The sequence below is a fragment of the Mucilaginibacter sp. OK098 genome (assembly GCF_900142915.1).
Taxonomy (GTDB): Bacteria; Bacteroidota; Bacteroidia; order Sphingobacteriales; family Sphingobacteriaceae; genus Mucilaginibacter.
This window is the reverse complement of sequence record NZ_FRCM01000002.1, coordinates 590,025-612,051: the sequence shown is the minus strand read 5'-3', so window position 1 is coordinate 612,051 and position 22,027 is coordinate 590,025. Positions and strand designations below refer to the sequence as shown.

The following is a 22,027-nucleotide window of genomic DNA, read 5'->3' as shown; positions in this document are numbered from 1 at the left end:
ATGAAAGTATACGGAATAACCAATTGCAATACGGTAAAAAAAGCGCTCGACTGGCTAAAGGGCCACAATGTAGCTTATGAATTTCAGGATTTTAAAAAACTTGGCGTAACCGAAGAAAAGTTAAAAGAATGGGATGCAAAGGCCGGTTATGAAAAGTTTATGAACAAACAGGGCCTTACCTGGAAACAGCTTGATCCGCAGGTAAAAGAAAGTATAAAAACCAATGCCGATGCTTTAAAGCTGCTGCAGCAAAAAACCAGCATGATAAAACGTCCCGTTATTGAAGATGGCGACTTTTTATTTTTTGGGTTTGACGAAGGGGTGTATGAGGATAAGTTGATTAGGTGAATGGTTGATTGAGTTGATTAGGTTAAGGACAAATCCTTTTCAATTTATCTTTTTAACTCAATCAACTCAACCCAACTTAGTCAACCCAATCAACTAACATAATGGTAACAATCATTTTACGTATGGCGTCATTCCTGAATTTGTAGTATAATTGCTGTAGATTACAAACTGACCTCAAAATGAAATTAAAACTGTTAGCCGGTTTTGCACTGGCTTTTATTGCTGTAACAAGCGTTAGCCGTGCGCAGCAAGCTCCTGCCGCACAAACTACACCGGCAGCCCCACCGGCCACAAACTATGATTATCATGAAGCTTTTGGTCCGTATTTTTACGGAAAGAACGGATCAGAATATCGCGCTGCCAACGGTGAACCCGGGCCAAAGTACTGGCAAAACCGTGCTGATTACCAATTGGCAGCATCGCTGAATGACCAAACCAATGAGATTACCGGATCAGAGATCTTAACTTATACCAATAACAGTCCGCAGAAGCTTGGCTATTTATGGATGAATTTGGAACAAAATCTTTTTAAGCTTGATTCAAGGGGAACAGCTATTGTTCCATGGGTAGGCACTCCACCAAAGCAAATTAGCCGTAACTGGGGCCGTGGTCAGGATTTTGATGCCGGCTTTAAAATAAAATCAATAAAAGTAATTGGCCTTAAAGGTGCCACAACTGAGGTGAAATTCCTGGTTTCGGATACCCGGATGCAGGTTTATTTACCTGCGGAAGTTGCTGCTGCCGGTGGCCAGGTAAAATTAAAGATCGAATACTCATTTATTTCGCCAAATTACGGATCAGACCGCATGGGGATCCAGGATACTAAAAACGGAAAGATCTTTACAATAGCACAATGGTACCCAAGGATGTGTGTTTATGACGACGTGTACGGATGGAATACTATCCCTTATTCAGGTCCCGGAGAGTTTTATTTGGAGTATGGTGATTTTGACCTGAGCATTACCGCCCCGGCTAATCATATTGTAGTTGCATCGGGCGAGTTGCTAAATCCGCAGGAAGTTTATACCCCAACACAATTAAAACGCTGGGCTGAGGCTGAAAAAAGCGAGAAAACTGTTGTTATCCGCTCAGCAAGTGAAGTAACCGATCCGGCATCACGCCCGGCAGGTAAAAAAACTTTAACCTGGCACTTTAAAATAAAGAATGCCCGTGATGCTTCATGGGGATCATCAGCGGCATTTATTGTTGATGCTGCCAAAATGGATCTTCCAAGCGGAAAAAAATCAATCGCCATATCAGCCTACCCGGTTGAAAGCGATGGCGTTGATGCATGGGCACGTTCAACAGAATATGTAAAAAAATCAATTGAATACAATTCAAAACAATGGTTTGAGTTTCCTTACCCGGCGGCTACTGCGGTTGCAGGTATAGTAGGCGGTATGGAATATCCGGGGATTGTTTTTTGTGGGTCAGGTGCAAAAAAAGGACAACTTTGGGGTGTTAATGACCACGAGTTTGGCCATACCTGGTTCCCGATGATCGTAGGCTCGAACGAACGCATGTACGGATGGATGGATGAAGGCTTTAATACTTTTATTAATACCCTTTCGACCGCCGATTTTAATAACGGCGAATACAAAAGGAAACCCGGTAATATGCATATTGCCGGTGCTGCATTTACCGCACCCGGCTTGGAAACTATGTTGAGCCAGCCCGCTAACCTTAAAGAAAGAAATACCGGTACTTTATTATATTCAAAACCCGGAGCCGGACTTACCTTGCTGCGCGAGCAGATCCTAGGCCCTGAACGTTTTGATTTTGCCTTTAGAACTTACATTGCAAAGTGGGCCTTTAAACACCCAACACCTGATGACTTTTTCCGCACTATTGAAAATGCCGGTGGCGAAAACCTGCAATGGTTTTGGAGAGGCTGGTTCATTAACAACTGGCGTTTAGATGTTGCCGTGCGCAGCGTTGATTATGTTGACAATGACCCTACAAAGGGTGCTTTTATCACCATTGATAACCTTGAAAAAATGGCCATGCCGGTAATATTAGAAATTAAAACCGTTAGCGGTAAAACCGACCGTATTAAATTGCCTGTAGAGATCTGGGAGCGTAACAGCAGCTGGAAATTTAAATATCCATCAACCGAAGCTATTGAATCTGTAACCTATGATCCGGATAAAGTATTGCCTGATTATAACGAGGCTAATAATGTTTGGAAGAAACAATAGTTAGTGGTTAGAGACCAGGAGAAAAAGATTAGTCCGAAGGCCTCCTTTAGCGTGATAAGAAATTTGATAAAAAGGACCCGGTTTTTGCCGGGTCTTTATTTTTTAAGTTGTTTTTGGGCATAAAATAAAACAGGTTGATACAGTGTTTTGTAAAATGTTTAGGTAGAAAACTTTTATCCTAAAAAATAGGTTTATATTAACAATGTAATTCATCTGCCATGCAAATAAGATATATTTTGATTGTGCTGTTAGGTTTAATAGCAGGATCTGTAAATGCACAAGGGCTTTTAAAAGGCACTGTGCATGAAAGTGCAAGCGGTAATAAACTACCTGATGTTTTTATCAGGAACACCAACAATAAGCAATTGGCGCTTACTGATAAAGATGGTAATTTTAGTATAAAGGCCGAAACAGGGAACTTGCTGATATTTGATTCGCCGGGGTATATGTCCGATACCTTGTACCTGGTCGATCTGTCGCCTAAAAAAATTGAGTTGACCACCAAAACAATAGCACTGCGCGAGGTGAAGATCAGCTCGAGCCGCCAGGCGTTTGATCCGCATAAAGAATACCCTGAAATATATACAAAAAGTAAGCTTTACGTGTTATCGCCAACCACCTGGTTTGGTAAAGAAGCTACGGATGCGCGCCGGCTTAAACGCTATTTTAAACGGGAAGCAGAGGAGCGGCAAATTGACGCGGTTTTTACAAGGGCTTATGTGGGCAGTATTGTGCCGTTAAAAGATACTGAACTAGATGATTTTATGCTGATGTACCGGCCTACCTATGCCTTTATAAAAGGCAATAATAATGTATCCCTCGCGGTTTATATTAACGATAGCTATAAAAAATACCAGGCATTACCCCCTGATAAGCGTAAACCGCAAAGCCTTACTGGTGGGAATTAGTCATTAGGCAGTAGTCATTAGTCATTAGTCAGTAGGCAGTAGGCAGTAGGCAGTAGGCAGTAGCACATTATGTTAAGCTGATGCCAACAAATTCAGGTTCAGATAAAGAATCCGCAATTGAACACTCGAAACTGCGAAGCACTCTTGAACTCCATTAAAAACAAACAATAAGTGAAAAATTCGAAATAATAACTCATTTTTGCTTCATATCATGCAAAAAGATAAGCTTTTAATTATTGATGATGAAGAACGCCTGCGTAGCCTGCTGGCCCGGATTCTTCAGCTGGAAGGTTATGATGTGCTGGTGGCGTCAAACGGAAAAGAGGCTATAAAAAAGTTACAGCAGGAAGTAATACCCGTTGTTATCAGTGATGTAAAATTGCCTGATGTTAACGGAATTGAGCTTACATCGCAAATTAAAGCCAGCTGGCCTGCTACAGAAATTATTGTGTTAACTGCTTTTGGTACTATAAATGATGGTGTTAAAGCCATAAAAGGCGGTGCGTTTGATTACATTACCAAAGGGGATGATAATGAAAAGATAATTCCGCTGGTTAGTAAGGCGATGGATAAAGCGCTTTTGCAGCAAAAAGTTTTGGAGCTCGAAAAAAAGCTGAACAGTAAATTTGGTTTCGAAAGACTTATCGGCAAATCTGTAGCTATTACAAATGTTATAAAACTTGCGCAAAAGGTAGCGCTAACCGATACTACCGTTTTATTATTGGGCGAAACTGGTACCGGAAAGGAGATCTTTGCCGAAGCTATCCACCAGGCAAGTCCGCGCAATGCCAAATCATTTGTGGCGGTAAATTGTAGCGCCTTTACAAAAGAGTTGTTGGAAAGTGAGTTGTTTGGCCACAAGGCAGGCTCATTTACCGGGGCTGTAAAAGATAAAAAAGGGCTTTTTGAGGAAGCGAATGGCGGCACTATTTTTTTAGACGAGATAGGGGAGTTGGATCATGACCTGCAGGCTAAGCTGCTGAGGGTGCTGGAATCACAATCATTTATAAAGGTTGGCGATACCAAACCAACCCAGGTTAATGTGCGCATTCTGGCTGCCACCAATCGCAATTTACAGGCTGAGGTTAGTAAAGAAGGTTTCCGGTCTGATCTATATTACCGCTTATCTGTGTTTCAGATCACCCTGCCTGCCCTGCGTGATCGTAAAAAGGATATCAAACTGCTGGCCGAATATTTTATGGGCTATTTTGGTATAAAGGTTAAGAAACAGTTTGCTGGCCTGAGCGATAAGCTTACAGAAAAGTTGGAGGCCTATAACTGGCCCGGTAACATTCGCGAGCTGAAAAATATTATTGAACGCGCCGTTATTTTAGCTGATGATAATGTTTTAGACGAAACACTGCTCCCTTATGAAATGCAGGGCCCACAAACGGCACAGGCAGGCAATTCGTCACCATCGTCATTTGACCTTTCATCGGTCGAAAAGCTGCATATTCAACGGGTGCTCAACCATACCCACGGCAACCGTGCCGAAGCAGCCCGCCTGCTTAATATAGGCATAGCCACTTTATACCGCAAACTGAAAGATTACGGATTAGAATAATTTCGGAATTCGGATGTTCGATTTCGGATTTATTTTAATGAATGCAGATGTTCCAAAAATAAAATTCAATCATCCGCACATTTGCATATCCACGCATCCGCACATCACTTCTCCGCCATCGCAGAGATCGCTTGTAGAAACCATGCTGCATGGGGGATCCACTGTTCTGTCCATCGCCATTCGTTGCCGTTATCTTCGGTTTTATAATCTATACCACTGCCATCGCCGTTATCTTTTTTGCCGGTTATCCCGTTTGAGATGCCACCTTTTTCAGATCCATGGCCAAAGTTTGAATGCATATAAGGCACATTGTTTTTTCCGAAGCCATACATAAAACACATGGAATAAGGGTTACAACCAAGAGTCCACGATAACTGTTGCGAAGCAAAAACTGCCAGCTGATCTTTTACACCCCAGTTGCCCTTATCAGGGTAAACCAGTTTACCACCAACTAATGCAGCAGTAGCAAGTGAGCTTAAACGGGCATCTTCGCCCTGCCACCACCAGCCGGTTTCGTTATCATGCGGAATAAAAAAGCCATCCTTAACCGCCCCTTTATACAAAAATGATTGCCGTGCATAGCCAAAAGGGTTGCTTACTTTACTGGTTACGGCAAGGTTATAATCCAGCGCTTTTTTTATAGTACTTAAGGCTGCGGTCCGCTGCGCTTCATCTTTTTCCTTTGTTAAATAGCGGGATAAGGCCACCACGGGTAAACCGGCATCGCTTGCATGCCAGTATGGGCGGTTAGCATCGTTGGCAATAAAATAACCTTCGGCGCTCATTCTTTTATTGAGGTTTTGAGCACGTTTCCGGGCCTCATCCCTGTAAAGCGGACTATCGGTAGCTATCCATAGCTCGGTTGCAGCCATCAACGCACAGTAATCATCAATGATGTTTTCCTTTCCATCATCGTCATATTTGGTATTGTTTATCAGCAGGTGTGCAAATGCGCGTTTGGCCCCGTCAAGGTATTGTTGTGAGGTGTATCCACCGTTTTTTTTCCATCGAGAGATTCGCGCCAGCGCGGCAATAGCCATACCTCCGCCCTCCCTAAAAGCACATTGGTATTCATCGGTAGTAACACTATTAGCCCGAAGCCCAACTATTCTGCGGGCATTTGGATCTTTATTAAAATAGCTAAAAACTATCATATAAAAATAATCGTCCTTTGATAGCGCGCGCATCATATAATCAGCACCGTACAAGGCCTCGTTGTCCAATGAATCTTTAATATTCCATTTTTTTAATAACCCGGGGATCGCTTCAGATGCGCTCACCATTGACCATGTAACCAATGGCGTTTGCTGCGGCGACATAAAATTGGCATAAGCCAGGTGTGAAAAGTACTTGCTTACATCGCCCGATGCATCGCACCAGCCGCCGCGCATATCAACCGTTTTATCTCCGCCACCCTGCAAGCGCATATGCTCATCGGCTGCCAATTCCTGAGGAGTGTTGGCGCGTTGTTTATTGTAATAATGGATTATAGATGAAAGGGTGAGCTTTGCCAATGCATCCTCATCAATTTTAAAAGGAAATGATTTGTACGCTTTACCCGCAATAATTACCTGGACGCTGTATTTTCCTGTATTTTTAAATGAGGAAAAATTTGCCTGGTAATATGTTTTTCCGGGTGTCCACTCATCAATGTTTTGCGGACCACTTAGAACACCAGTAAACTCAGCCTTATTGGTTACCGCATTTACCAGGTTAAATACGGTTTTTTTGGTAAGTTTAGTATCCACGCTTACTACCGCTATTTTGGAGCCTTTTGTATCAAAACCTATTTGGTTGGCATAAATAACGGGTTGAGCAATACCCATAAATGACAGAATAGAAAACGCAACAGATAATAGAATAGCAGGAAACTTCATGGCTTACTTGGATTTATAGCGAAAGATAAGGGCTATTTTATAAAAAATGTGCAGTTATTGCTATAGTAGTAGAATTGTAGGGGGACAAATATTTATATCATGTTGCTCGTGAAAACTAACCGGGTGTGCTTATGCTCGTTTTGGTTTGATGTATGATTTAAGTTCAGGTACTTAACAATTAAGGGCTTAGCCAAATTCTATTTCTGCCTTTCGGCAATATCATTATATTTGCCACATCTTCTAACAGAGGCATTTTAAAAATATGGCTAAGAAAAAATCTGATACTCCCGATACCCCTAAGCATATTGCTGTTGTAAATGATAAATCACTATCATTTTTCGAAAAATATATAAATAATCCTTCACCTACCGGTTTTGAATGGAAAGGCCAGGAATTATGGCTTGACTATTTGAAGCCATACATTGACGATTATTATGTAGATAACTATGGAACTGCAGTAGGTATCATCAATAAAAAAGCGGAATACAAAGTGGTTATTGAGGCCCATGCCGATGAGATCTCGTGGTTTGTGAACTATATTACAAGCGATGGATTGATATATGTTATCCGTAACGGCGGTTCTGATCACCAGATAGCGCCTTCAAAAAGGGTAAACATCCATACCGATAAAGGAATAGTAAAAGCTGTGTTTGGATGGCCCGCTATTCATACGCGCACAGCCGGCGAAAAAGAAGAGGCCCCGACCCTGAAAAATATCTTTTTAGACTGCGGCTGTACTTCAAAAGACGAAGTTGAAAAACTCGGCATCCATGTAGGTTGTGTTATTACCTATGAAGATGAATTTATGGTGCTTAATGACCGTTATTATGTTGGCCGTGCACTGGATAATCGTGCGGGTGGATTTATGATTGCCGAAGTAGCCCGTTTGCTTAAAGAAAACAAGGTGAAGCTGCCATTTGGCTTATACATAGTAAATGCAGTACAGGAAGAAATAGGTTTGCGCGGCGCCGAAATGATAGCGCACCATATTAAACCAAACGTAGCTATTGTTACGGATGTTACACATGATACCCAAACCCCAATGATCAACAAGATAACCCAGGGCGATTTGGCTTGCGGTCGTGGTCCGGTAGTATCATACGCACCTGCGGTACAAAACAACCTGAACAAATTACTGATTGAAACTGCCGAAAAAGCTAAAATTCCTTTTCAGCGCCAGGCTTCATCACGTTCAACAGGTACTGATACGGATGCCTTTGCATACTCAAATGACGGGGTACCTTCAGCATTGATCTCATTGCCGCTGCGTTATATGCATACTACAGTTGAGATGATCCATAAAGAGGATGTTGATAATGTGATCCGTTTGATTTATGAAGCTTTATTAAATATAAAGGCCGGACAGGATTTTAGGTATATTAAATAATCTGCCTCCCATTAAAAAGAAAAACATTTTATCACTTTATATATTATTACACAATAATAATTTAAATAAAAATGTCATATTTACATTTAATATAATACATCTGAAAAACATATGAAACCCACACTACTGATCCTGGCCGCAGGTATGGCCAGCCGCTACGGAAGCATGAAACAAATTGATGGTTTTGGTCCTAATGGCGAAACCATAATTGATTACTCCATTTATGATGCTATTAAAGCCGGATTCGGAAAAATAAGCTTCATTATCCGTGAGGAGTTTGCGGAGCCGTTCAAAGCTATTTTTGAGCCAAAGCTAAAAGGCCGTATTGAAACTGATTATGTTTTTCAAAGCTTTGACCTAAAGCCTTTTGGCATTGATAAAGAAATTGAACGCGCTAAACCATGGGGTACGGCACACGCTGTATTAGCCGCACGCAACCAAATTCACGAGCCTTTTTGTGTAATTAATGCGGATGACTTTTATGGTTATGATTCATTTGAAAAAATGGCTAAATTCTTAACTACTGAAGTGGCTGATGATAAGTATTCAATTATTGGGTACCAGATTGACAGGACTTTATCAGATTACGGAACCGTATCACGCGGGGTTTGCAAGGTAGATGACAATGGCAACATGGTTGAAATAAATGAGCGTACCGAAGTTTACTTTAAGGAAGACGGAAGCGTAGCTTACAGGGATGCTGCCGGCGAGCATGACCTAAGCAGCGATACCCGCGTATCAATGAATTTTTGGGGATTTACCCCGGCTGTGTTTAAACAAAGTGAAGCTTTATTTAAAGCCTTTGTTGAAGCTAATGAAAACAATCCAAAGTCTGAGTTTTTTATCCCTATAGTGGCAGATGCATTAATTAAAAGCGGGGAAGCAAGTTTTAAAGTGATCCCAACTGCATCAAAATGGTTTGGTGTTACTTATAAGGAAGATAAACCTATTGTACAAAAATGTATCTCTGAGCTGGTGGATAACGGTACTTATCCGGCTAATCTTTGGGACTAAATTTATTTATATTTGATATTAAAATCCTGCTTAACGGCGGGATTTTTTGTTTTAGACTATTTATTTAGAAAATATATAAGAACTGTTTTTTAAATTCGGTAAGCTCTCTGGTTAAATACTTTAAAATTTAGCTGGATAAAACAGTACAGGGATCAACCGCTAGCTCCCGTGAAAATTTTCACCGCCCAAAAACCTCCTTTTACCGATTTCTTTTTGCCACTAACCTAATTCAGATTGCCAATTTTGGGTTTGGGATATAGTTTTACGTCAGAATTTATAATGAAAACCAAATCTGATACGGAAATGAACACTTATCAAAACTCATACACAGCATTCCAGGGCATGACTATGGATGAATATAGTTTTCTTCATCATGCATCTGCAGGTTTAACTCAAAACCAAATGACAACTTTCATGGCTGTTTACAATAGTCGCAGAAAGAACCCTACCGATATACTTGTTGCAACCTTGTTTGGCTTTTTGGGCCTTGCAGGCGTACAAAGATTTATGACCAACCAAATACTGTTAGGCGTACTCTTTTTATTAACGGGCGGTTTCTTTGGGATAGGAACATTGATAGATGCCTTTAGCTACAAAAGCATCGCTAATGATTATAACAGGCACCTGGCTTACGATTGTTACCAGATAGCCAAAATGAATAGCTAAACAACGGGGGAGCGCAATGAATAATAACTGAAAAACTCCCTTACTCCATCATATATGTAAAGCAAAAGCTCCATTCGTTTAAACGAATGGAGTTTTTGCTTTTAGTGATAACAGTTTATTTTTTTTTACTAATCTCTGATCTCTAGCCTCTAATCACTACTTCAGAGCTTTTTCCCTAACTGCCTTAAATTCCGAACCATTTTTCCATCCGGGGAATGTAGTTTCATTGGCAAGTTTATTTCCAACTTTAAATAGGAGGTTGGCTACCTGTGCCATTCCGTTAGCATCCATATCAGCTGTATAATTGTCTGATGGCTGGTGATAATGCTGCTCGCCATATTCCTTTTGTTTTTGTTTGCCGTATGCTTCGCCATGCGCAGTACTTTCGGCACCGTTGTTTATATCCAATGCTGGTACGCCTACTTTAGCAAAATTAAAATGGTCTGACCGGTAATAGCCCCCAGCACCAGGGTTTTTATCGCCGGTTATCTTTTTGCCATCTACTTTGGTAAATTCAGCTACATAATCTTCCAGGTCATTCTGGCCTTTGCCGGTTATTGCAAAATCATTTGTTTCGCCATAATTGCCTAAGGCATCCATGTTTAAATCTGCCACGGTTTTGTTAAGCGGATAAATAGGGTGTGAGGCATAATATTCAGAGCCCAGCAAACCCTGCTCTTCGGCGGTTACCGCTAAAAATACGATAGAACGTTTTGGCTTTTCTTTTAGCTGTGCAAAAGCTTTAGCAACGTTTAATACTGCTGCTACGCCGCTGGCATTATCAACAGCGCCATTATAAATACTGTCGCCTTTTGCATCAGGCTTGCCAATGCCCAGGTGATCCCAATGAGCGGTATACAATATGTACTCGCCAGGCGTTGTGCTGCCTTTTAAAACAGCTATCACATTATGCGAGGTTGAATATTTTAATTTGGTTTTAACAGTTAACGTAATACTCTGATTTAGCGGGATTGCTTTAAAATCCTTTTTGCGGGCAAGCGCCCTGAAATCCCCGGTTATTCCTGCTGATGCAAACAGTTTTTTGGCAGCGTCCTCGGTTATCCAGCCCTCAACCTTACAACGCGACATATGTTTATCCTGTTGCTGCAAATAAAGCTTGGCGCCGGTAAAACTATTAGCCACCACACTCCAGCCATAGCTGGCAGGTTCAGTTTGATGAACTATGATGATCCCCGCAGCGCCCTGGCGTGCAGCTTCTTCGTATTTGTAAGTCCAGCGGCCATAATAGGTCATTGTATCGCCTTTAAATAATTTAGAATCACCCGATTTAAAGCCCGGGTCATTTACCAGCACTACTACTGTTTTTCCTTTAACATCAAGCCCTGCGTAATCGTTCCAATGATACTCCGGTGCAACAACACCATAGCCGGCAAACACCAGCGGCGAGTTTGTTAATTGCACCTCGGGAACTTCCTGGCGGGTCGAGGCTACAAAGTCGGTTAAATAATTTAAGCTGATCTTGCCTTTTGGGCCGCTTAGATCCATAGTAGCAGATGGCGTGCTGGTAACTTCAACCATGGGCACATCCTGGAAATAGCTGCCATTGTTACCCGGCTCAAGTCCTTCTTTTTTAAATTGCGATGAAATATAGGCAATGGCCTTTGTTTCGCCGGCGGTAAAGGGCTTGCGGCCCATTAATGAATCATCTGCCAGTACAGCAATATGGCTCTTTATTTCATCACCGGTTATTACGCTTGTGGTTTCTTTATCCTGCTTGCAGCCGGCTAAAAATGCAACTGCTGCAAGGCATAAAACGTGGGTATAGTTTATCTTCATATTAAGGGGTTGTTTAAACCAAATGTAGGTAAAAAGAGTCAGGGGGGAAAGAATCAAGAGAGCAAGAGTCAAGATAAAAGAATACAAAGAGACATGGTTTTTAATTTTATTTGAGGCGATAGGAATTTTCCCTGTCATTGTCCCTTCTTGATTCCTGACTCTTGATCTCTTGAATCTCTTTTATGATGTTAATTTTATTTGAGGCAATAGGAATTTTCCCTATCATTACCACTTCTTGATTCTTGCTCTCTTGATTCTTGACTCTTACGCTATGAAGCTAATTACATGGAATGCAAATATGGCTTTCAGGAAAAAGGCGCACCTGCTGATGCGATATAAACCTGATATACTTATTATTCCGGAATGTGAAAATCCAGAGCGGCTAAAATTCCCGTCAACAGAAATTATTCCAACCGATATAATTTGGTACGGTAATAATATAAACAAAGGATTGGCAGTAATATCGTTTGGTAATTACAGGTTAAAGTTGATGGATGAACATAACGACAGCTTTCGCACCATTTTGCCTATAACAGTATCAGAGGGCGAAAAAGAATTTACACTTTTCGGCATCTGGGCCAATAATCCTGCTGATAAGCCTAACCAATACATTGGCCAGGTTTGGAAAGCTTTACAGTGCTATGAAGGTCTGTTAAATAAGGCATCGGTGATGCTGGCAGGCGATTTTAACAGTAATACCATTTGGGATAAGCCGCGAAGGGAAGGCAATCATTCCACCGTTGTTGAAAAACTTGCAGCCAAAGGGATTCAAAGTACCTACCATCATTATTTCAACCTATCGCAAAGCAAAGAGGAACATCCCACCTTTTTATTATATCGCCATAAAGACAAACCTTATCATTTGGATTACTGCTTTGCATCGGCAGATCTTATGGAGGGCCTTGTGTCGGTAGAAGTAGGAAACTGGGAAGAGTGGAACACTTACAGCGATCATTGTCCGCTTATAATTGAATTCAGATAAAATAAATTTCCAATCCGCACGTTAATATATTTCTTTACAAACTGGATACTATCCTGGTACCTGCACGAAAACGAACAGCCGATTGTATCAAAATAGTGCAAGCGAATAATTAGCATTTATACAACTGTTTATCAATCAATAAATTACAACAACGGCACGCGGTTTGAGCATTACTATCTGATTAATAAACATAGTAAAATGAGCCACCGCAAACCATTGGAACGGCGCACCTTTTCGCAGGACCGTTATGAAATTTTGATAAAAAGGCAAAAAAGCGGTAAGGCTACTTTTAACGAGCTAACCGAGCTGGATGAGATAGTAAACCGTGATCCCTCAATCCGTGAAAAAGTATTGATTGAAAACCTGTTCATAAGTGACAGTAATGATCAGGATGAACAGTATAATAAGCCCGGGAGTGATATTATAAAACCAGTACAGCATCAAAGTTTATTAAGCAGACTAAAAGCCATTATCGATCGTATTTTTTTTACATTCCTTGTAAAAAGTGGGATACTGGTAATTGTTAAAAGTGATGTTGCCGTTTTATAAAGATATTATCATTTATAATTTGTTAAACATATCGAGGCTCTTGACTTCCACCTCCGAACTTTCTGTCTTTCCCGTCTTTCGGACTTTACTGACTTTCGGCTTCCGGACTTCCTGACTATCCCAATTAAACCTACCTTTGCAGGTATAGTCTATTTATAAAATAACAACCATGAAAAAATTATTTATTTTAATTGCCCTGGTTACATTTACCGGGAGCGCGTTTGCACAAAGTGTGGATCTGCGTCGCAGAATTGAAGTTAGCGGAACAGCCGAAAAGGAGGTTACCCCTGATATTATTAACGTTTCTATATCGTTACAGGAATACCTCGACGGTAAAAAGAAGATCACTATTGATCAGTTGGAGAATCAATTGGAAAATGCAGTAAAAGAAGCCGGAATAGCTAAGGAGGATTTTACTGTTAACAACGTATCCGGCTGGAACAATACTTATAACAAGAAAAAAACGCCTGATTTTTTAGCAAGCAAACAATACAGCATTAAGTTTCGCGATTTGAACAAGTATAACCAGATCCTGAATAAGATAGACCCCAAAGGGATCCAGTCAACTAATATTGACAGTTATGATTATTCAAAGGTTGAGGATTTGAAACGCGATCTTAAGATAAAGGCATTGTTAGCTGCGAAAGAAAAAGCAGCCTATTTATTAAGCAGTATTAATGATAAAGTAGGGGACGCCATCAGTATCACCGAGGTTGATAACGGAAACTATACCGCGCCAAGGCCAATGATGTTCAAATCAATGGCAGCCGATGTAAATGCATCTCCGGCCGAATCAGATATTACTTTTAAAACAATAAAACTGAATTTTCAGATCAACGCAGTTTTTGAAATTGTAAAATAATTGTTAAAAAATCAGGAGCGTATATTTAATATTCTCCTGATTTGCCTGCTTGCCTCATTACAATAATTATAAAAATGGCCCCATTTTTATAAAAAAATAAAAATTTTCACGAAATAAAGTATTCCTATAAGTTGTAATGAAAATGTTACAATTAGAGGGGTCGGGAATGTTTTACTGATAAATAGGAGGTTTAGATATATGAAAATTAACTATAGAGAAATATTGTCCCTGAACTTGCCAGAATCACCGCATGAAATTTCTAATATTAAAATAATTGGTACACTTTTTTAGAATTAGGCGTGTAATAAACACTTGACAATGTGAATTTTACAATTTATATTTATACACCCTAATTTTTCACTAAGCATGATCCGTACACGCTTCAAGAAGGTACTATTGGTTGCACCTGAAATTTTCCCCAATCAGTTATTAACTGATTATACCAATGTAAAGCATATTTCTGCCACAAGCAGTATTTTTCCGTCTATTTATGAAATGAGCCCGGATGTAATTGTTTTTGATTACGAGTTTATGGGTAAGGACATGGAAAAAACCCTTCGCCGGATAAAGGTTAATAAATTTTACAATAAGGTAAAAATTTGTTGCTTCAAGAACTCGGTGAATGAAAATACGGATAGCTTTCTGAAAGTTCTTGGCGTTGACCACCTGATATACCGGGAAGACCTTTCACAAACAACAAAAAGCAAATCTTTATTAAATACTTTTAACTCCGTGATCGATGCTTCCATTGTGAAATGGGTGATCAATGTTACACAGTAGAAGATTATTTTCTTAAACGGACGTTGTTTCTCAAATAACATTTTTATTGTCGAAGGGCGATGCCCTTCGCTGGCATATTAGACCCTTTCAGGGCCAGGGGAGATCGGCTTAAGCAAATAGGTCGCATATATAGCTCCGGATGTTGTCCGAAGCTATATCAAGCTATATAAAAAGCAATCTAATCAATCCACTCAAACTTAGTATAAGGCACCAGCACTTCAGGGATCTTAATGCCTCTTTCTGTTTGATTATTCTCAAGCAGGGTTGCTACAATACGCGGTAAAGCAAGGGCGCTGCCATTAAGGGTGTGTGCCAGTTGGGTTTTACCCTCAGCATTGCGGAAACGCAGCTTTAAGCGGTTGCTCTGAAAGCTTTCAAAGTTTGATACGGATGATACTTCCAGCCAGCGCTGTTGTGCTGCACTCCAGGTTTCCATATCATAAGTTAGGGCAGAGCCAAAACCCATATCGCCACCGCATAAGCGGAGCACACGGTAGGGCAGACCTAAATTCTGTAAAAGCCCCTGCACATGCAAACTCATTTGTTCCAGCACTTCGTATGATTTATCCGGATGCGCAACCTGCACGATCTCTATTTTGTCAAATTGATGCAAACGGTTTAAGCCGCGTACATGTGCGCCGTAAGAGCCGGCCTCGCGACGGAAACATGGCGTATGACCACAATTTTTCATCGGCAGATCTTCTCCTTTTAATATTACATCGCGGTACATATTGGTAATAGGCACCTCGGCAGTAGGGATAAGGTACAGGTTATCCTCGTTCACAAAATACATCTGTCCCTCCTTATCAGGCAGCTGACTTGTTCCAAACCCGGAAGCTTCATTTACCATCAGGGGTACCATTACTTCGCTGTAGCCTGCTTTTTCGGCCTCATCAATAAAGTAATTAATGAGCGCGCGTTGTAATTTGGCGCCTTTATTTTTATATACGGGGAAGCCTGCACCGGTTATTTTAACCCCCAGCTCAAAATCTATCAGGCTGTATTTAGCGGCAAGCTCCCAGTGTGGCAATGCGCTTTCGGGCAAATTTGGCTTAGCGCCATTTTCAAGTACCACCTCATTTTCTTCGGGTGTTAAACCTTTAGGTACTGAGCTATGCGGAAGGTTGGGAAGCAGCACCAGCTTTTGGTACAATTCTTCTTCAATAGTAGCTAACTGATCGCCTAACCTTTTTATATCCTCTTTCCAAGTGCCCGTTTTAGCTTTAAGGCCTTCTGCCTCGTCCTTTTTACCGGCACGCATCAGCTCGCCAATTTGTTTTGCTGCAGCATTAGCCTCGGCCGAAGTATTATCCAAACTGGTTTGAGTTGAACGGCGTTTGTCATCTAATTCAATAACTTCACTAACCAAATTAACCTGTTTAAAATTTTTTACAGCTAAACGTTCTAAAACCTGTTCCCTGTTATCGCGGATATAACTAACTTGCAGCATTATTTTATTTTTTAGGCAAAGATATAATTAGTTCATAGTTTATGGTTCATGGTTCATAGCCATTTTTGGAAAAATTAATAGATCATTGACAGTGCTGCTACTATGATCTATCAACCATGAACCATGAACTGCCACGCAGCTACCATGAACTATCAACTATGAACCATGAACCAAGGTAAACTATACTTAGTCCCCACCCCAATAGGCAACCTGGAAGATATAACCTTCAGGGCCATCCGTGTTTTAAAGGAGGCAGATTTGATATTGGCGGAAGATACGCGTACTTCAGCCCCCCTGTTAAAGCATTTTGAGATCCATCAAAAGGTGTTTTCACATCACCAGCATAACGAACACCAGTCATCAAACGAGATCATCCGGTTTTTAAAGGAAGGGAAAAATATAGCCTTGATCTCGGATGCCGGTACACCAGCAATATCCGATCCTGGTTTTTACCTGGTACGCGAGGCCATTAAAAATGAAATTGCGGTAGAGTGCCTGCCCGGAGCAACCGCCTTTGTACCTGCCCTGGTTAATTCTGGTTTTCCGACAGACCGTTTTTGTTTTGAGGGATTTTTACCTTTAAAAAAAGGCCGTCAAACCCGGTATAAAACCCTGGCGACTGAGGAACGCACCATTATATTATATGAATCGCCGCACCGTTTTGTAAAGACGCTGGATGAAATGGCTGCCTATTTCGGCACAGACCGGCAGATCTCCGTGTCGCGCGAGCTGACAAAAATGTTTGAAGAAACAGTTAGGGGAACGGTTGAAGAGGTGAAAACCTATTTTGAAACACACCCTGCGAAAGGGGAATTTGTGATCTGCGTGTCAGGAGCCGCGACTAAATCCTCTACTAAGGACAAAGAGTAAAAAATTAACTAAAACACGTCATTGCGAGGAACGAAGCAAACTTTGAGCTTTGCAGATCAGGGAGTAATAAAATTGTGGTGATCATTCAGCGGCTGTAAGGTCGCCGTGTCATTTTGGTCCGTGATTGTCCTGCGCAGAGGTTGCTTCGTTCCTCGCAATGACGCTTTGATTTTGATAGTATATATATAAATGAAAAAAAACATCCTGCTAGCCATTCTTTCAGGTCTATTGCTTTGGATAGCTTGGCCGCCAACGCCATATTCAACCTTTTTACTATTTGTTGGTTTTGTGCCGATGCTGATAGCAATTGAAAATATCATCCAATCAGATTATGCTAAAAAAGGCAAAAAGATCTTCGGCACTGCTTTTCTCGGCTTCTTTGTATGGAACACCTTATCAATCTACTGGGTTTATAATGCGCTGAAAATGGTTGGTGAGATTGTGGCGCTGCCAATATCCATTATCCCGTATTCTTTAGGGCCACTATTAATGGCAATAGCCTGTTTGTTCTATTATCGTTTAAGGATGGCAACTAATCGTGGCTGGGGCCTGGCTGGTTTAGTTTGTTTTTGGATAGGATATGAGTACCTGCACCAAAGCTGGGACTTGTCTTTCCCGTGGATGACGCTGGGGAATGGCTTTGCTGTGACCCATCAATGGGTGCAATGGTATGAGTACACCGGTGTATATGGCGGTACCGTATGGGTATGGACTTTAAATATCCTGTTGTTTTTAATTTACATTGGCTTGCGCGAAGCGCCAGATAAAAAATTAAGATTAAAACTTATTTCGGCATTTGTTATTGTGCTGGTTGTGCCGCTGAGCTTTTCGCTATATAGGTATTACAGCTACCAGGAGCAGCCTAATCCATCAAACATTGTGGTTGTGCAGCCCAACATTGATCCCTATGCGAAGGAAAGCTCCATGCCTGCTTACCAGCAATTGAGTATAATGACCCATCTGTCAGATTCAATTGGGCAAGCTAATACGGAGTTTTTTCTATGGCCGGAAACGGCAATACCCGACCAGGTAAACGAAGAAACAATCCGTACCAGTCCATACTTTTTACAGGCGCAACGCTTTTTAAATAAATATAAAAACGGAAACCTGATTACCGGGGCCGAAACTTTCAGGCTCTACAATAAGCATACTACCAAAACAGAGATTTACGATCCGCAAGCGAGGCTATATTATGATAATTTTAATGCGGCGGTAAATATTGAAAACTCTGCCGAGGTACAGTTTTATCATAAATCGAAATTGGTACCAGGCGCCGAATCATTGCCATTTCCATCAGCCTTGTCATTTCTAAAACCCGTGTTTGCGCATTTGGGTGGGGCAACGGGTACCTATGGCGGACAAGAACACCCAGACGTATTTTATTCGCAAAGCGGGATAGGTGTTGATCCTGTTATTTGTTTTGAGTCTATCTGGGGAGGCTGGGTAGCAGAGTCCGTACGTAAGGGGGCACAGTTTATTGCCATTATAACCAACGACGGCTGGTGGGAAAATACAAGTGGTAAGGATCAGCATATTGACTATGCCAAGCTGCGTGCCATTGAAACCCGCAGATGGGTGTGCCGGTCAGCCAATACAGGCATCTCCGCATTTGTTAACCAGCGGGGCGATGTGGTACAGCAAAGTAAATGGTGGGTTAAAACAGCCTTAAAACAAGACATCAACCTGAATTCTGATCTTACTTTTTATGTGCTGCATGGCGATTACCTGGCCATGCTTGGGAGTGTTTTGGCTTTGTTGGGAGTAGGGTTTATTGTGGTGAAGAGGATATTGAGGAAATGAAATTTTCTCCATGCGTCATTGCGAGGAATGAAGCAAACCCTGCACCTGCTAATCATGGAACGAAAATATTGTGGGTACCAAACAGCGGCTTTAAGGTTTGCTGAGATATCAAGGTTCGTGATTGTCCTTTGAAGAGTTTGCTTCGTACCTCGCAATGACGCCCTTTTAGTTCTCGCGGCTTAAAATAAACGCCATCAGGTCATGGATGGGTTGTTTGATGATCTTGCCGATATGGATGCCATTTGCTTTGCAAACTTCGGTAAGCTCATCAGTAAAAACATAGGCAATTGAACCCACAAAATGGCATTTGTAGCGGTGATATTGCGGGTACGATTTTATGTTGGTTTCGATAAATTCAAGCAGCCCCCTGTGTAGCAGTTTTTGAGCGTATTCGGTTTGCCTTATTTCGCTTATAAACCTGGTGAAAGTTGCCAGGTATGAATTAGCATTTGGTGTTTGATAAACGTACTTTATTACCTTTTCTTTATCAAGCTGATAGGCTTCGTTAAATTTCATGCTGATATCATGGGGCATGTTACCATATAAAAAATCGGTTACCAGGTTTTTGCCAAACCAGGTACCGGCTCCTTCATCGCCCAAAACAAAGCCAAGACCATGTTTGCCGGAATGGATCTCTTCGCCATCAAAAAAAGAAATATTTGACCCTGTTCCCAATACGCAGCACAGGCCTTTTTCGTGGCCGCAGGTAGCATAGGCGCATCCCAGCAGGTCACTGTCGACACTGATGTATGATTTGGTAAACAACTGGCTTATGGCATTTGAAACTATCTCGTGCCTGTCGGGGCTTGAGCAGCCTGCGCCAAAAAAGTAGATCTCATCAATATTGGCAGCAAAGGCAATCATATCAACAGCCTGTTCCTGCAGTATTTTTACAATCTCTTTTTCCGATAAAAAATATGGGTTAAGTCCGGCCGTTCTGAATTGCTTTACTTCACCATCCTTAAGTGTAAGCAACCAATCGGTCTTTGTCGACCCGCTATCAGCCACAAGGATCATGGACAAAGTTCTTCGAGTGCTTTTTGAGTAAGTGGTTTATGGATAAACTGCGTGATGTATTTATTGTCTGTAGATTTACGCAGGTCCAATGGATCAAGTGATGACGACAGCATAAAGATCTTTATATTTTCCTTATCGATGTCGATCTTATCGTATTCGTCTAAAAATTCAAAACCGCTCATTAAAGGCATCCGCACATCTAAAAAAATGACATCAGGTTTTATCAGCCCATCTCTTAAAGAATTAATGGCTTCAGTTGCCGAACGGACAACTACAATAGATTCAGCAAAGTTACTGCCCTCTATTATTTTACGTGTGACAAAATTATCAATGTAATTGTCATCAATTAACAAACAGGTTTTAAAACACATAGCCATTTAGTTCAAAAATAGCTTTTTAAACCAATTAAAAAATATAGTTTTTGAAAAAAATGTTATTGATTTTTAATTCCCCTCTTGATAAAGGAATCCGGCGTACAAGGGGCATTTTAATCCAAACAAATAGCCATATGTCATTGCGAGGTACGAAGCAATCGCGAACTCTACAGAGCAGTAGAATAGTGAACTACGAGCAAAGTGTAAATGCATAGTTCGCGATTGCCGCGCTTCGCTCGCAATGACATATTTTAGATTGTTTTTTACTGAATATTTATACTCCCTGTAATCTCCTTCAACATAATTTCTGCGCTTTTTGACTGGTATTGCGCCGTAAAGAATTTTGACTGTGCATCCAAATAATTCCGCTGTGCTTCCCTGATTTCTAACGGAGTAATGTTACCTAATTTGTATTTTTCAAGAGAGATTTCAAGGTTCTTTTTTGCTACTTCAACATTTGATTCGCCAAGTTTCATCAAATCAAGGCCTGATAAATAGCTTACGTATAAATTGCTGATTTGGGCCTGAACGTTAAGTGTTATCTGCTTAAAGCTAATGTTGGCATTGTCAATGCCAATTTTGGCGTTGCGCTCCAGCCGGTTTTGATTAAAGCCGTTAAAGATATTTATGGAGGCGGTAAGGCCATAATTAAAACCCTTTGTATTTTGCGACAGGGTAAAGCCTGCCGGAGTTTGGCTGTTACTTATTGTATATCCTGAATTAACAGCAACCTGCGGATAACGGCTGGCCCTAACCTGTTTAAGGTTGATCTCAGAGATCCGCTTATTTATCTGTGCAGATAGGATGGCCGGATTTTGGTTTTCGGCTTTTGATAAAATATCACCTAAAACAAGTTTGTCATCAACCACAATAGTATCGCCAACGGCAAAATCTGTTTGCAGATTACGCACCAGTAACTGGTTCATCTGGATCTTTGCCGATTTAAACTGTTGTACTTGGTTCAGATAATTTGCGGTATCGGTATTAAGGTTTACCTGTGCATTCAGTACATCTAACTTAGATGCCCTGCCAACCTGGAATTTATCATTGGCATAGCGTAACTGTATCCTTGATATGGCTATTGCTCCCTTTAGTGCCTTTAAGCCTTCGTTAAGGTTTATTAAATTATAATATGTGCCTATTACGCTGGCAAGGGTATTTTGTATGGTATCGCGGGATTGGATGTCGCCCAGCTGGTTTAGCTGCTTTAGCTCATCATAATTGGCAAACATACCAAAGCCGTTAAAAATGGTCCAGTTAAGGGCCGGCCCGTACGATGTTGACGCGTTGTGTGCCCCGCTAATGTTATTTACCGAGTGATCGCTGCGGGTTTGTTTGGTGTTTTGGATGCTGCGGGTAGTGGTAAAAGCACCGTTAACCTGTGGTAAAAAGCCGGCATTGCCTATAGTAACGTTATTTTGCGCAACTGTAGCATTGTTTTTTGACAGCAAAATATGATAGTTGTTTTTTAATGCTATTTCAACGGCATCCTTTAAGGTAAGCACGGTATCGGTTTGCGCCTTAACACCTGCAGTAAATGCTATTAAGCAAAAAACAAGGCAACCTAATTTTTTAATGGTCATA

General features: G+C 41.1%; 19 protein-coding genes. 13 read left to right on the top strand and 6 right to left on the bottom strand.

The features are described 5' to 3' along the window. The 4 genes from BUE31_RS09780 to BUE31_RS09765 all read left to right on the top strand — a co-directional run bounded on the left by BUE31_RS09780 (position 1) and on the right by BUE31_RS09765 (position 5,018). Entirely contained in the window at positions 1 to 348 is a 348-nt protein-coding gene (locus BUE31_RS09780; protein WP_073402832.1) for a Spx/MgsR family RNA polymerase-binding regulatory protein, read from the top strand. A 179-nt stretch (positions 349 to 527) separates the two neighbouring features. Beyond that, positions 528 to 2,546 carry a M1 family metallopeptidase gene (locus tag BUE31_RS09775; RefSeq protein WP_073402830.1) on the top strand — a complete coding sequence of 673 codons (2,019 nt, stop codon included), beginning with the start codon at positions 528 to 530 and terminating at the stop codon, positions 2,544 to 2,546. A 218-nt stretch (positions 2,547 to 2,764) separates the two neighbouring features. Further along, positions 2,765 to 3,454: a hypothetical protein gene (locus BUE31_RS09770; RefSeq protein ID WP_073402828.1), complete on the top strand. Its 690-nt coding sequence runs from the start codon at positions 2,765 to 2,767 to the stop codon at positions 3,452 to 3,454. Positions 3,455 to 3,665: 211 nt separating this feature from the next. After that, complete coding sequence (locus tag BUE31_RS09765) at positions 3,666 to 5,018, top strand: sigma-54-dependent transcriptional regulator (protein WP_073402826.1); 1,353 nt, start codon at positions 3,666 to 3,668, stop codon at positions 5,016 to 5,018. 104 nt (positions 5,019 to 5,122) lie between these two features. Here BUE31_RS09765 and BUE31_RS09760 read toward each other — a convergent pair whose 3' ends face one another. Continuing rightward, entirely contained in the window at positions 5,123 to 6,895 is a 1,773-nt protein-coding gene (locus BUE31_RS09760) for a glycoside hydrolase family 9 protein (RefSeq protein WP_073402824.1), read from the bottom strand. A 262-nt stretch (positions 6,896 to 7,157) separates the two neighbouring features. On the opposite strand from BUE31_RS09760, the gene BUE31_RS09755 reads away from it, so the two are divergent. From BUE31_RS09755 to BUE31_RS09745, 3 genes are all read left to right on the top strand, one after another. Then, the gene (locus BUE31_RS09755) at positions 7,158 to 8,282 is read left to right on the top strand and encodes a M42 family metallopeptidase (protein ID WP_073402822.1); all 1,125 of its coding nucleotides are present in this window, start codon (positions 7,158 to 7,160) and stop codon (positions 8,280 to 8,282) included. A 111-nt stretch (positions 8,283 to 8,393) separates the two neighbouring features. After that, a complete protein-coding gene (locus BUE31_RS09750; RefSeq protein WP_073402819.1) occupies positions 8,394 to 9,296 on the top strand; it encodes a nucleotidyltransferase family protein in 903 nt (300 codons plus the stop codon). Positions 9,297 to 9,575: 279 nt separating this feature from the next. Next, a complete protein-coding gene (locus BUE31_RS09745) occupies positions 9,576 to 9,962 on the top strand; it encodes a TM2 domain-containing protein (RefSeq protein WP_083619596.1) in 387 nt (128 codons plus the stop codon). Positions 9,963 to 10,118: 156 nt separating this feature from the next. Here the strand turns inward: BUE31_RS09745 and BUE31_RS09740 are convergent, their stop codons facing one another. Continuing rightward, positions 10,119 to 11,759 (bottom strand): M28 family metallopeptidase, encoded by a 1,641-nt coding sequence (locus BUE31_RS09740; RefSeq protein WP_073402817.1) that lies wholly within the window; start codon positions 11,757 to 11,759, stop codon positions 10,119 to 10,121. A 271-nt stretch (positions 11,760 to 12,030) separates the two neighbouring features. Here BUE31_RS09740 and BUE31_RS09735 point away from each other — a divergent pair, with 271 nt between their 5' ends. The 4 genes from BUE31_RS09735 (at position 12,031) to BUE31_RS09720 (ending at position 14,932) form a co-directional block, all read left to right on the top strand. Beyond that, positions 12,031 to 12,741 carry an exonuclease/endonuclease/phosphatase family protein gene (locus tag BUE31_RS09735; RefSeq protein WP_073402815.1) on the top strand — a complete coding sequence of 237 codons (711 nt, stop codon included), beginning with the start codon at positions 12,031 to 12,033 and terminating at the stop codon, positions 12,739 to 12,741. Between the two features lie 198 nt (positions 12,742 to 12,939). Then, positions 12,940 to 13,290 (top strand): hypothetical protein, encoded by a 351-nt coding sequence (locus BUE31_RS09730; RefSeq protein WP_073402814.1) that lies wholly within the window; start codon positions 12,940 to 12,942, stop codon positions 13,288 to 13,290. A 169-nt stretch (positions 13,291 to 13,459) separates the two neighbouring features. After that, the gene (locus BUE31_RS09725; RefSeq protein WP_073402812.1) at positions 13,460 to 14,152 is read left to right on the top strand and encodes an SIMPL domain-containing protein; all 693 of its coding nucleotides are present in this window, start codon (positions 13,460 to 13,462) and stop codon (positions 14,150 to 14,152) included. Positions 14,153 to 14,518: 366 nt separating this feature from the next. Beyond that, complete coding sequence (locus BUE31_RS09720; RefSeq protein WP_073402811.1) at positions 14,519 to 14,932, top strand: hypothetical protein; 414 nt, start codon at positions 14,519 to 14,521, stop codon at positions 14,930 to 14,932. 178 nt (positions 14,933 to 15,110) lie between these two features. On the opposite strand, the gene serS is transcribed toward BUE31_RS09720, so the two are convergent. Continuing rightward, on the bottom strand, positions 15,111 to 16,382 hold the full coding sequence (gene serS, locus BUE31_RS09715; RefSeq protein ID WP_073402809.1) for a serine--tRNA ligase: 1,272 nt from the start codon (positions 16,380 to 16,382) through the stop codon (positions 15,111 to 15,113). A 165-nt stretch (positions 16,383 to 16,547) separates the two neighbouring features. Between serS and rsmI the strand changes: the two genes are divergently transcribed. Beyond that, positions 16,548 to 17,252, top strand: coding sequence for a 16S rRNA (cytidine(1402)-2'-O)-methyltransferase (rsmI, locus tag BUE31_RS09710; protein WP_073402807.1), 705 nt, complete (start codon positions 16,548 to 16,550; stop codon positions 17,250 to 17,252). 189 nt (positions 17,253 to 17,441) lie between these two features. Next, entirely contained in the window at positions 17,442 to 19,052 is a 1,611-nt protein-coding gene (gene lnt, locus BUE31_RS09705; protein ID WP_073402805.1) for an apolipoprotein N-acyltransferase, read from the top strand. 165 nt (positions 19,053 to 19,217) lie between these two features. Here lnt and BUE31_RS09700 read toward each other — a convergent pair whose 3' ends face one another. The 3 genes from BUE31_RS09700 to BUE31_RS09690 form a co-directional block, all read right to left on the bottom strand. Beyond that, positions 19,218 to 20,069: an N-acetylglucosamine kinase gene (locus tag BUE31_RS09700; protein WP_073402803.1), complete on the bottom strand. Its 852-nt coding sequence runs from the start codon at positions 20,067 to 20,069 to the stop codon at positions 19,218 to 19,220. Continuing rightward, positions 20,066 to 20,446 (bottom strand): response regulator, encoded by a 381-nt coding sequence (locus tag BUE31_RS09695; protein ID WP_073402801.1) that lies wholly within the window; start codon positions 20,444 to 20,446, stop codon positions 20,066 to 20,068. Before BUE31_RS09695 ends, BUE31_RS09700 begins: the two co-directional genes overlap by 4 nt. A 260-nt stretch (positions 20,447 to 20,706) precedes the next feature. Further along, positions 20,707 to 22,026 carry a TolC family protein gene (locus tag BUE31_RS09690; RefSeq protein ID WP_073402799.1) on the bottom strand — a complete coding sequence of 440 codons (1,320 nt, stop codon included), beginning with the start codon at positions 22,024 to 22,026 and terminating at the stop codon, positions 20,707 to 20,709. Position 22,027: the final 1 nt, after the last annotated feature.